11 protein-coding genes are annotated in these 12,135 nt (G+C 43.3%); all 11 read left to right on the top strand.

Translation table 11 applies throughout. From position 1 onward, the window contains the following. Positions 1 to 13: 13 nt before the first annotated feature. The 11 genes from yfmF (at position 14) to AS034_RS10745 (ending at position 12,088) form a co-directional block, all read left to right on the top strand. Positions 14 to 1,288, top strand: coding sequence for an EF-P 5-aminopentanol modification-associated protein YfmF (gene yfmF / locus AS034_RS10695; RefSeq protein WP_058298443.1), 1,275 nt, complete (start codon positions 14 to 16; stop codon positions 1,286 to 1,288). Positions 1,289 to 1,290: 2 nt separating this feature from the next. Beyond that, positions 1,291 to 2,580, top strand: a complete 1,290-nt coding sequence (gene yfmH / locus AS034_RS10700) for an EF-P 5-aminopentanol modification-associated protein YfmH (RefSeq protein ID WP_058298444.1) — start codon at positions 1,291 to 1,293, stop codon at positions 2,578 to 2,580. Positions 2,581 to 2,639: 59 nt separating this feature from the next. Further along, the gene (gene ymfI, locus AS034_RS10705; RefSeq protein ID WP_058298445.1) at positions 2,640 to 3,356 is read left to right on the top strand and encodes an elongation factor P 5-aminopentanone reductase; all 717 of its coding nucleotides are present in this window, start codon (positions 2,640 to 2,642) and stop codon (positions 3,354 to 3,356) included. Between the two features lie 79 nt (positions 3,357 to 3,435). Further along, positions 3,436 to 3,693 (top strand): DUF3243 domain-containing protein, encoded by a 258-nt coding sequence (locus AS034_RS10710; protein ID WP_032088769.1) that lies wholly within the window; start codon positions 3,436 to 3,438, stop codon positions 3,691 to 3,693. 258 nt (positions 3,694 to 3,951) lie between these two features. After that, positions 3,952 to 4,743 carry a DUF3388 domain-containing protein gene (locus tag AS034_RS10715; protein ID WP_032088768.1) on the top strand — a complete coding sequence of 264 codons (792 nt, stop codon included), beginning with the start codon at positions 3,952 to 3,954 and terminating at the stop codon, positions 4,741 to 4,743. A 19-nt stretch (positions 4,744 to 4,762) separates the two neighbouring features. After that, positions 4,763 to 5,662, top strand: a complete 900-nt coding sequence (locus tag AS034_RS10720) for a helix-turn-helix domain-containing protein (protein ID WP_058298446.1) — start codon at positions 4,763 to 4,765, stop codon at positions 5,660 to 5,662. Between the two features lie 75 nt (positions 5,663 to 5,737). Continuing rightward, entirely contained in the window at positions 5,738 to 6,316 is a 579-nt protein-coding gene (pgsA, locus tag AS034_RS10725; RefSeq protein ID WP_032088766.1) for a CDP-diacylglycerol--glycerol-3-phosphate 3-phosphatidyltransferase, read from the top strand. A gap of 117 nt (positions 6,317 to 6,433) precedes the next feature. After that, the gene (locus tag AS034_RS10730; RefSeq protein ID WP_058298447.1) at positions 6,434 to 7,669 is read left to right on the top strand and encodes a competence/damage-inducible protein A; all 1,236 of its coding nucleotides are present in this window, start codon (positions 6,434 to 6,436) and stop codon (positions 7,667 to 7,669) included. Between the two features lie 191 nt (positions 7,670 to 7,860). Beyond that, on the top strand, positions 7,861 to 8,898 hold the full coding sequence (gene recA, locus AS034_RS10735) for a recombinase RecA (RefSeq protein WP_032088764.1): 1,038 nt from the start codon (positions 7,861 to 7,863) through the stop codon (positions 8,896 to 8,898). A 542-nt stretch (positions 8,899 to 9,440) separates the two neighbouring features. Beyond that, entirely contained in the window at positions 9,441 to 11,000 is a 1,560-nt protein-coding gene (gene rny, locus AS034_RS10740; protein WP_032088763.1) for a ribonuclease Y, read from the top strand. A 284-nt stretch (positions 11,001 to 11,284) separates the two neighbouring features. Then, positions 11,285 to 12,088, top strand: coding sequence for a TIGR00282 family metallophosphoesterase (locus AS034_RS10745; RefSeq protein ID WP_032088762.1), 804 nt, complete (start codon positions 11,285 to 11,287; stop codon positions 12,086 to 12,088). Positions 12,089 to 12,135: the final 47 nt, after the last annotated feature.

Raw genomic sequence — 12,135 nt, forward strand, 5'->3', positions numbered from 1 at the left:
GGAGGACGGTACCATGACGGACATTAATGAAGTCGTTAAGAAAAAACAGGGCTATACACTACATATCGTCAAAACCGATAAGTATAAAACTAACAACCTTGTGATGAAAATGAAAGCTCCATTAGATCAGGAAACTGTCACGCTTCGCGGACTTCTTCCGCATGTCATGCAAAGCAGCACAAAGACATACCCGAATACAACAAAGCTCCGTACTTATTTAGATGAATTATACGGTGCCAGCTTTTTTACGGACCTCGGTAAAAAAGGGGAATATCATGTCATCAGTTTCTCGGTGGAAATTGCAAACGAGAAATTTCTAAAGGATTCAGAACCGCTTCTTGAAAAAGGTCTGGAATTCATGTCAGATGTATTGATGAATCCTAATGTAGAGAACGGGCAATTCGACGAGGATACGGTCAAGAAAGAGAAGAGGAATCAGAAAGTAAGGATACAGGCAGTATACGACGATAAAATGCGATATGCCAATTCAAGGCTCGTAGAAGAAATGTGTAAGGAAGAGCGTTTCGCTCTGCACGTAAATGGAACGCTTGATCACGTCGATCCAATCACTCCAAGCGAATTATATGACTATTACAAAAAAGTGATCAGTGAAGATCAAATCGATCTCTACGTCATAGGTGATGTCGATGTGGACCAGGTTGAACGTTTATGTGACGGTCTGTTTTCCTTGTCAGCGAGAGAAGCAGTCAATGTCGATACTTCCGAAGTGAAGCGTAAATCAAAGGAAAATGTAGTAAAAGAAAAGCAGGATGTCAAACAAGGTAAATTGAATATGGGATACCGTACGAACACCCAGTACGGAGATAAGGACTATTATGCACTTCAGGTATTCAACGGCATTTTCGGCGGATTCTCCCATTCAAAACTATTTATAAATGTGAGGGAAAAGGCAAGTCTTGCCTACTATGCAGCAAGCCGTCTTGAAAGCCATAAAGGTCTTATGATGGTCATGTCAGGAATAGAATTTAAAAACTATGATCAAGCAGTAGGCATCATAAATGAGCAGCTTGAGGCCATGAAAAATGGTGACTTTACAGACAGTGAGATTGAACAGACCAAAGCCGTCATAAAAAATCAAATGCTTGAAACGGTGGATACTTCAAGGGGGTTGATCGAAGTCCTCTATCATAATGCTGTATCCGGGAAGCAAATCGATCTCAGGACCTGGCTTGAAGAAGTCGAAAAAACGAGCAAAGAAGAAATCATTGCCGCAGCTAATAAAGTAGAGCTGGACACAATTTACTTCTTAACAGGAAAGGAGGAGTAATAATGAAGAAAATTTCCTTCGATCAGATTCAAGAAAATCTTTATTATGAGAAGATGTCCAACGGGTTGGACGTGTATATTCTTCCTAAGAAAGGTTTCAATAAAACATATGCTACTTTTACAACAAAATACGGAAGCATCGATAACAACTTTGTTCCATTGAATGAAGATGAATTCGTGAAAGTGCCGGATGGTATCGCTCACTTCCTCGAACACAAGCTGTTTGAAAAAGAAGATGGGGATGTATTCCAACAGTTCAGCCGCCAAGGGGCTTCTGCCAACGCATTCACTTCTTTTACAAGGACGGCGTATCTATTTTCCAGCACGGATAATGTAGAAAGAAATCTTGAAACTCTGGTTGATTTTGTCCAGGATCCGTACTTTACCGAAAAGACAGTTGAAAAGGAAAAGGGCATCATCGGACAGGAAATTACGATGTATGACGATAATCCTGATTGGCGCCTGTACTTTGGTGTCATTCAGAACATGTACAAGAATCATCCTGTCAAGATCGATATCGCCGGCACCATCGAGTCGATTACTCCGATTACCAAGGATATGCTGTATCAGTGTTACAATACATTTTATCACCCGAGCAATATGCTTCTCTTTGTCGTGGGTCCTGTCGATCCAGAACAGATCATGAACCAAGTCCGCGCTAATCAGGATAAGAAGCCATATGAGAAAATGCCTGAGATCAAGCGTCGATTCGAGGATGAACCTGGAGAAGTTGCAGAAAAGAAACAGGTTCTCGAAATGAATGTTCAGTCCCCTAAATGCCTGGTAGGGTTGAAGGCCCCTGAACCTACTCAGCAAGGAAAAGAGATGCTGAAACAGGAATTGTCAATGAATGTCTTATTAGATCTATTGTTCGGAAAGAGTTCTACTCATTATTTTGATCTATACAATGAGGGACTTATAGATGAGACATTCCATTATGATTATACACAGGAGAATGGTTTCGGATTTGCGACTGTCGGCGGCGATACCGAAAAACCTGACTTACTTGCTGAGAAACTGCAGGAACTTTTGTTAAAAGCGAAAGAAGCCTCCTTATTTACAGAAGAAGGACTTGAGAGGACGAAAAAGAAAAAAATCGGTTCATTCCTGCGTGCGGTGAATTCACCTGAATTTATTGCCAACCAATTTACAAGGTACGCATTCAATGAAATGGATTTATTCGATGTAGTGCCAACCTTGGAATCCTTGACCTATGATGATATTCAGAATGTCGCTGACAAAATCATCAGTGAAGAGCGATTCACTGTGTGTCAAGTTGTTCCTAAATCATAAAGAAAATGGAACTGCCCTTTAAGCAGGGGCGGTTCTTCATTATGTTTGGGGGAGAATGAATGAAATATGCTTTGATAACCGGGGCATCAGGCGGTATAGGCAGAAGCACCGCCATATCTCTTGCAGAAAAAGGATGGAACTTATATCTTCATTATCATACCGGCCGAAATAAAATCATTGATTTGATGAATGAAATTAAGGAGCTTGGTGTCGAGGCAATACCAATTCAAGCAGATTTGACTGAGCCAAGCGAGGTGAAGAAGGTCATTGACTCCATCTTCCAGCTTGATGCGATTGTCTACTCAAGCGGTGTTGCAGGCTGGGGGCTTTTTCAAGATCAGAAGGAATCAGAAATGGACCGCATGATCAATATCCATATAAAAAGTCCGATGCTGCTTGTGCAGGGGCTGCTTACGAAACTAATGAAGAGCAGGGGCAATATTGTGATTGTCAGCTCTATCTGGGGGCAAATCGGCGGGTCTTGCGAAGTCGTCTATTCTGCGGTCAAAGGCGCTCAGCTGTCCTTTGTAAAAGCACTGGCCAAGGAAACGGCTTTAAATGGGGTCAGGGTCAATGCGGTTGCTCCCGGAGCTGTAGAGACAAATATGATGGGTTCATTTTCAAGCGGGGAAATCCAGCAGGTCAGTGAAGAAATTCCGATGGGCAGACTTGCATCCAGCACCGAAATTGCTTCTTCCATCACGTTTCTTTTATCAGATGATTCTTCTTACATAACCGGCCAGACACTCGCCGTAAATGGCGGGTGGCATACTTAATATTTTTTCAGGACGCGCATATTTTTCTCATCATGATACAAACTAACATTGTATTTCAAATATGAGGAGGTTCATTGCCATGTCTGTATTAGATAACTGGTCAGATTGGAAAAACTTTTTAGGTGACCGCCTGAATCAAGCTCAGCATACCGGAATGGAAAATGAGACGGTAGGTGATTTGGCTTATCAAATCGGGGACTACCTGGCTAAACAGGTTGAACCTAAAAATGATCAGGAAAAAGTATTGGCCGATTTATGGTCGGTCGCTTCTCCTGAAGAGCAGCATGCGATTGCAAACATGATGGTCAAGCTGGTTAACAACAACGGTACTCGTTAAGGAGAGGGAATTTTCCTCTCCTTTTCTTATGCACCCATTTCGTTTTGCAGATATTGTCTGCAAAGTTTTTTCAGGCAGAATCATCCTAAAGAACTGTTTATCTCTGTATTATGCAGAAATTGTATGAATTCTATAGGTTTTCCTTTTCTATTAGGTGAAAATCCTTTATTATAAAAGCTAGATGTTTCAAGTGATAGTATCGAAATATCCCCGATCTTGTCGGATAATGTTGTCTCATATAATTTCAGGAGGGAACCAATGGAGCGAAAAGAGTGGTATTTAGAGTATGAAATACAAAAAAATCGTCCCGGCCTCTTAGGTGATATCTCCTCATTGTTAGGGATGCTTTCCATAAATATTGTAACGATCAATGGTGTCGACGAAGGCAGGAGGGGAATGCTTCTTCTTGCCAACAATGAAGAGCAGATAACCCGCCTGGAATCGATTTTGCAGACAATGGATACGATTAATGTGACGAAATTAAGGGAACCTAAACTTAGGGACAGACTCGCTGTCAGGCATGGACGCTACATACAGCGTGATGCAGATGATAAAAAGACATTCAGATTTGTTCGTGATGAACTGGGCCTGCTTGTGGATTTCATGGCAGAACTTTTCAAACAGGAAGGGCATAAGCTTGTAGGGATCAGGGGCATGCCGCGAGTCGGTAAAACTGAGTCCGTAGTGGCTTCGAGTGTATGTGCCAATAAAAAATGGCTGTTTGTTTCGTCCACTTTATTGAAGCAGACAATCAGAAGCAAGCTGATTGAAGATGAATATTCCTCTGACAATCTATTCATTATAGATGGCATCGTTTCAACCAGGCGTGCCAGCGAAAAGCACTGGCAGCTGGTAAGGGAAATCATGCGTCTTCCGGCTGTTAAAGTCATCGAGCACCCTGATGTATTTGTTCAAAATTCAGAATACTCACTGGATGATTTTGATTATATCATTGAACTCAGAAACACCCCTGAAGAAGAGATTACATATGAATTAGCCCAACAAAATAACCTTTTCCAAAATTCGGATTTTGGAGGTTTTGATTTTTAAAATTGGAAGGTGTTAACTAGTGACGGAATTAGGAAAACGTCTTAAAGAAGCTCGTGAAGCAAAAGACTTCAGCCTTGACGACTTACAGAGAGTAACGAAGATACAGAAGCGTTATCTAATCGGAATTGAAGAAGGCTCCTACGACATGATGCCGGGTAAATTCTATGTCCGGGCTTTTATCAAGCAATACTGTGAAGCAGTAGGGCTCCAGCCCGAAGTCATCTTTGAAGAATATAAAGAAGAAATTCCCGCAGCGTATGATGATGAAATCCCTGTCTCTCTTTCTCGTGTTCAGACGAGAAAAGGAGTCTCAGCAAGTTCGTCCAAAGCCTTGGATGTCATCCCGAAAATTTTGATTGCTGTATTTGTCATTGCTGTATTGGTTGCCGTGTGGGTATTTGTGCAAACCAAGGTAGCTGACAATGCTAGCAATGCAGATACCTCGAACAAAGAGCCCGTAGCCGTGGATCAGAAGGATCTTCCTGATGAAGAATCTGCGGATGGTAAAGATACTGAACAAAAGGATTCAGGAGAAAAGGATGATAGTAAGGCCGGGGAAGAAAAAGATAATAATGATGAAGAGAAAAAGGAACAATCCCTGGAGGCTGTCAAAACCGAAGGAACAGTAACGACCTATGAATTAAAGGATACTGATCAGTTCAATCTTGAGCTGGCAGCTAAAGGTGACGCATGGGTCGCCGTGTATAACTCAAAAGATGAAGTGTTGTTCCAAGGTATGCTGTATAAAGATGATAAAAAGGATTTCGACTTTACAGAAGACCAGCAGGCATACCTTGTTCTGGGTAATGCAGCCAACACGGATATCAATGTAAATGGGAAAGCGCTGGAGTATAAGATACCAACCGAAACGGTTCGACAAGATATAGTCATCCAGTATAAACCTGTGGAATCCCAGTAATAATGATGGAGGAGCAGTGAAATGTAAGTTCCACCATAGTCATTATCTTTGTTTCTAAGTATTGGAGGTAGAAAGGTGAATTTACCTAATAAGATTACAATTTCAAGGATCTTTTTGATCCCATTATTCTTAATCATCATGCTTGCACCCCTTAACTGGGGAGACATGGTTTTCCTCGGTGCTGAAATGCCGGTGAAACATTTTGTCGGTGCGCTGATTTTTATTATCGCATCGACCACTGACTGGATAGACGGATATTATGCGAGAAAGTATAACATGGTAACCAACCTCGGTAAGTTTTTAGATCCTTTGGCGGACAAGCTGCTTGTATCTGCAGCACTGATTGTGCTTGTTGAACTTGGACTTGCTCCTTCCTGGATCGTCATCATCATCATCAGCCGTGAATTCGCAGTGACCGGTCTTCGACTCGTTCTTGCAGGTGAAGGTGAAGTTGTGGCAGCAGGACAGTTGGGGAAAATTAAGACGTGGGCGCAGATCATCGCGATTTCCGCATTATTGCTTCATAATGCCATCTTTGAATTGATCAACCTGCCATTTGCGACCATCGCATTATGGATTGCCATGTTCTTTACGATCTGGTCCGGCTGGGATTACTTCAAACATAATAAGAAGGCATTTATCAATTCTAAATGATTTCTTAAGCCGGAAGCTGGACGAATGTCCATTCCCGCTATAATCTATAAGAGATGATTCATTCATGAATCATCTCTTTCTTTTATATGAAAGACTCTACTTAAGGGGGGAATCTTAGTGAATGCTGAAATCATAGCAGTGGGTTCAGAATTATTATTAGGACAGATTGCCAATACAAATGCTCAATACATATCCGAACAGCTTGCTGAAGCAGGTGTGGACGTTTATTATCATACAAGCGTCGGAGACAATCCTGTCCGTTTGTCGCAGGCGGTTAAGGTTGCACAGGGAAGGGCAGATCTGCTTATTTTCACAGGCGGGCTGGGACCTACTAAAGATGATCTGACTAAAGAAACGATCGCCAAAGCACTTGGTACAGGACTTTCCATGGATGGAGAAGCTTTGGAGTCGATTAAAGCCTACTTTCAGAAAACAAAGCGTCAAATGACGCCTAACAATGAAAAGCAGGCTCTCATCCTTGAAGGCTCTGCGTCACTGAAAAACGAGAACGGAATGGCACCGGGTATGTTCCTGAAAAAAGACGGCATATCATATATGCTGCTCCCGGGACCGCCGTCAGAAATGCGTCCCATGTTCAGCAAGTATGGAATCCCTGCCATTTTAGGTACGTTAAAAAGGAAAGAAATCATATATTCACGGGTCCTCCGTTTCTTTGGAATCGGTGAAGCTCAGCTGGAGACGGATTTGGAAGAGCTGATAGATACGCAGACGAATCCAACCATCGCACCGCTCGCAGGAGATGGAGAAGTCACCCTTAGGCTCACAGCCAAACACGAGTCGAAAAGTGTGGCAGCTGAACTCCTGGATGGGGTGGAAGAGAAGATATTAAATGTGGTCGGGGACTATTTCTACGGATACGACCAAGACTCACTTGTAGAAGTGGGGATGAAGGTATTAAAAGGCAAAGGCTTGACACTTTCATGTGCGGAAAGCCTTACAGGCGGACTCTTTCAATCTGAAATCACCACGCTCCCTGGAGCTTCGGCTGTTTTAAAGGGAGGGGTCGTCTGTTACCAGGATGAAATCAAAAAGAAAGTACTTTCTGTCAGGGAAGACACACTGAAACAGCATTCTGCGGTAAGTGAGCAGTGTGCGCTCGAACTGGCTGAAAATGTGCGCACTCTCTTTGCATCTGATATCGGGATCAGTTTTACGGGAGTGGCGGGCCCGGACGATCTCGATGGTAAAAAGGCTGGCACTGTGTGGATCGGTCTTGCGGTTAAAGACAGGCCGGCCAAAGCGTTCCTTCTAAATCTTGCTGGAGGCAGGAATGGCAATCGGAAGCGGACGGCGAAGTACGGGTGGCATTATTTATTGAAAGAATTGACATGAACCGATTAAAAACTGTTCGCGGATTAACCGTCGGACAGTTTTTTAATTGTGACTGTCAGGTGAAAAAAACCGAATGGATGTTCGACTTTTTTCTTGTTTTCTACTATTACATGGTTTATAGTATAGATAGGTTGGATTTGAGACAAGCTTATAAGTTGTCTTTATAATCTATTTTCAAAGGAGGAAATATAGTGAGCGATCGTAAAGCAGCCTTAGATATGGCTTTGAAACAAATAGAGAAACAGTTTGGAAAAGGCTCTGTCATGAAGCTTGGGGAAAAAACTGACAGAAATATCGTAACCGTTCCAAGCGGATCACTTGCCCTTGACGCGGCTCTTGGAGTGGGCGGGTATCCACGCGGAAGAATTATTGAGGTGTATGGACCGGAATCCTCAGGTAAAACAACCGTGGCACTCCATGCAATTGCAGAAGTACAGGCACAGGGCGGACAGGCAGCATTCATTGATGCCGAGCACGCACTTGATCCTGTATACGCACAGAAGCTTGGGGTAAACATAGACGAACTGCTGCTCTCCCAGCCTGATACTGGTGAGCAGGCATTGGAAATCGCTGAAGCACTGGTGCGAAGCGGTGCAGTAGATGCCATCGTGATTGACTCTGTAGCAGCACTTGTACCTAAAGCGGAAATCGAAGGGGAAATGGGAGATTCACACGTCGGTCTTCAAGCCCGCTTAATGTCTCAAGCACTTCGTAAGCTATCTGGTGCAATCAACAAATCGAAGACCATCGCGATCTTCATCAACCAGATTCGTGAAAAGGTCGGAGTCATGTTTGGAAATCCCGAGACTACTCCTGGTGGACGCGCGTTGAAGTTCTATTCTTCCGTAAGATTGGAAGTACGTCGTGCAGAAACCCTGAAGCAAGGCAATGAAATGGTTGGTAACAAAACTAAAATCAAAGTCGTGAAAAATAAAGTCGCTCCTCCTTTCCGTGTTGCGGAAGTGGATATCATGTACGGACAAGGTATCTCTAAAGAAGGGGAAATCGTCGACCTTGGATCAGAGCTGGATATCGTTCAGAAGAGCGGTGCCTGGTACTCATATAACGAAGAACGCCTTGGACAGGGCCGTGAAAACGCAAAAATCTTCTTGAAAGAGAACCCCGAAATCCGCAATGAAATCATGTTGAAAATCCGTGACCATTACGGATTGGATACAGGAGCTGCGGACACTGAAGATCAAGGCGAACTCAGTCTATTGGAAGATTAAGAGTGAGTGAAGAGGCTGGAACAAGAGTGATTTAGTTTCAGAAAAACCCGAACTGATTTGCGAACTAGCAGGCAAATCAGTTCGGGTTTTTAGTTTGAATTTACAAGTTAGGTGCGGGCTCTTTGCAGCGGTTGATTTTCCGTGCAAGACTCCCACGGAAAGCGAGTCTTGCACGGAAATCAATGGCGTTGTTTAGAGCCTAAACCAATGAGTTCGACTTTAGACGCAGTTTAGTTTTGTCCCTGTCTTTTGAGACTACGTTTAAAAAGAACAACAGTATTTAACGTAATAATGTTATGTAAACTTTAATAAATTTATTATCGATTTTTGTCGAATCGAAAGAAATACTAGAGAAATCCAGTGTTAGACCGGACAACCCCTTGACAATAAATTTTCTGAGATTTAAAATTAACATGTATATTTTACAAATTTTTCGAATGAATATTTGAAAGCCTAGCGCTGTATATTGAGTTCAAATGAGCAATGTACAAGCCGACATGTAAAAGACATGATGAAAGTTCATAGCAAGAGGAGGTGAAATAATGCAACCTATTACAATCATCTCCATTTTGCTTGGCCTAATCGTCGGTGTAGTTGTTGGATACCTAATTCGTAAGTCCATTGCTGAAGCAAAGATTGCCGGTGCCAGAGGTTCAGCAGAGCAGATTTTAGAAGATGCTAAGCGCGAGGCAGATGCTCTGAAGAAAGAAGCACTACTGGAAGCAAAGGACGAAAATCATAGACTTCGCACTGAAATGGAAAATGAACTTCGTGAACGAAGAAATGAATTGCAAAAACAAGAAAATCGTTTGATGCAAAAAGAGGAAAACCTCGACCGTAAAGATGATACGCTTGATAAGCGCGAAGCTTTACTGGAAAGAAAAGAGGCAGCCCTTAACGAAAGACAACAACATATTGAAGAGACGGAAAGCAAAGTGGACGAGATGGTACGATCACAGCAGACTGAACTTGAACGCATCTCGAGCCTGACTCGTGATGAAGCGAAAGGAATCATTCTCGACCGCGTGGAAAATGAGCTCTCCCATGACATTGCGATCATGGTCCGGGAACATGAAACACGTGCGAAGGAAGATGCTGACAAGAAAGCGAAAGAAGTCCTTTCACTTGCTATTCAACGTTGTGCTGCTGAACACGTGGCAGAAACAACAGTTAGCGTTGTGAACCTGCCAAATGATGAGATGAAAGGTCGAATTATTGGGCGAGAAGGACGTAACATTCGTACGCTGGAAACATTGACAGGAATTGACCTCATAATTGATGATACTCCTGAAGCGGTTATTCTTTCTGGTTTCGATCCGATCCGAAGGGAAACGGCTCGAATTGCATTAGAGAAATTAGTACAGGATGGACGTATCCACCCTGCACGAATTGAAGAAATGGTGGATAAATCCCGCCGTGAAGTGGATGAATATATCCGTGAAATCGGTGAACAGACAACATTTGAAGTTGGGGTTCACGGCCTTCACCCGGATTTGATCAAGATTCTCGGACGTTTGAAGTACCGTACAAGTTACGGTCAGAACGTTTTGAAGCACTCAATGGAAGTGGCCTACCTTTCCGGATTGCTTGCAGCCGAGCTTGGAGAAGACGAAAGACTTGCCAAGCGTGCAGGTTTACTGCATGACATCGGTAAAGCAATCGACCATGAAGTGGAAGGAAGCCACGTCGAAATTGGTGTGGAACTTGCAACTAAGTACAAGGAACATCCTGTTGTCATCAACAGTATCGCTTCCCACCACGGAGACACAGAACCGACGTCAATCATCGCGGTTCTCGTCGCAGCAGCAGATGCCCTATCTGCAGCCCGTCCGGGTGCAAGAAGTGAAACGCTTGAGAATTATATCCGTCGTCTTGAAAAGCTTGAAGAGATTTCCGAATCCTATGATGGAGTCGAGAAATCCTTTGCGATCCAAGCAGGACGTGAAGTGCGCATCATGGTAAGGCCTGAAGCCATCGACGATCTGGAATCCCACCGTTTAGCAAGGGATATCCGCAAACGGATCGAAGACGAACTGGATTATCCTGGGCACATCAAAGTAACGGTCATCCGTGAAACTCGGGCCGTTGAATATGCGAAATAATCAGGTTGACACCCGAAAGAGTGATTTCTTTCGGGGTCAGCTTTTTTATTTGTCCAGCTCCGGCGGCTAGGAGCTCGAGGTCATAAGCTAAACTTACCAAAAAGGCAAAGAACGCCTTTTCGATAAGTTCATCTTATGCTTGTCGCTCCTGAACGAGCCGCCTCCGCTTTTCGATTGTAAGAGAGTCATTTCGGCTTCATGCATAGCGGGCGGGTTAAATGTGTTACAATAAGCTACATAACGAATACTTACCTTTGTAAATACATATTGAGAAAGGGATTTATATGAAAATTTTATTTGTTGGAGACGTAGTCGGTTCAATGGGCCGTGAAATGATTTCAGAATACTTGCCTAAGCTGAAAAAGAAGCATTTACCTGATTTTACAATCGTGAATGGGGAAAATGCTGCATCAGGCAGGGGGATCACCGAAAAAATTTACAAGAGGTTCCTTCAAGACGGTGCAGATATGGTGACATTGGGGAATCATACTTGGGATAATAAAGATATTTTTGAATTCATAGATTCATCCAAGAAAATGGTCAGGCCGGCCAATTTTCCGGAGGGCACTCCAGGCAGCGGCTTAGTGTTTGGTGAAGTCCACGGTAAGACGATCGCGGTGATCAATGCACAAGGCAGGACCTTCATGCCTCCTCTCGATGACCCATTCAAGATTGTCGATGAATTGGTGGATGAAGCCAAAAAGAAGACCTCTGTCATCTTTGTCGACTTTCATGCTGAAGCAACAAGTGAGAAGCAGGCAATGGGCTGGTTTCTTGATGGGAGGGTATCAGCAGTGATCGGCACGCATACGCATGTGCAGACAGCTGATAATCGAGTTCTGCCTGGCGGTACAGCTTTTATGTGCGATGTGGGCATGACAGGGCCATATGATGAAGTCCTGGGGATGAGTAAAGACTCTGTATTAAAGAGATTTCAAACAAGCCTGCCTGTCAGGTTTGAAGTACCGAAAGACGGGCGTAAAATCCTAAGTGCATGTCTGATAGATATTGATAATAAGACCGGTAAAGCCAAAAAGATAGAGCGGATCCTTATCAATCAGGATCATCCTTTCATGGCGGAATATTAATGTTTTTCGTTCCTTTTTCACCCATACCGGAATGAATTGTCCATTTC

The organism is [Bacillus] enclensis, from assembly GCF_001456935.1.
GTDB classification, from domain to species: domain Bacteria; phylum Bacillota; class Bacilli; order Bacillales; family Bacillaceae_B; genus Rossellomorea; species Rossellomorea enclensis.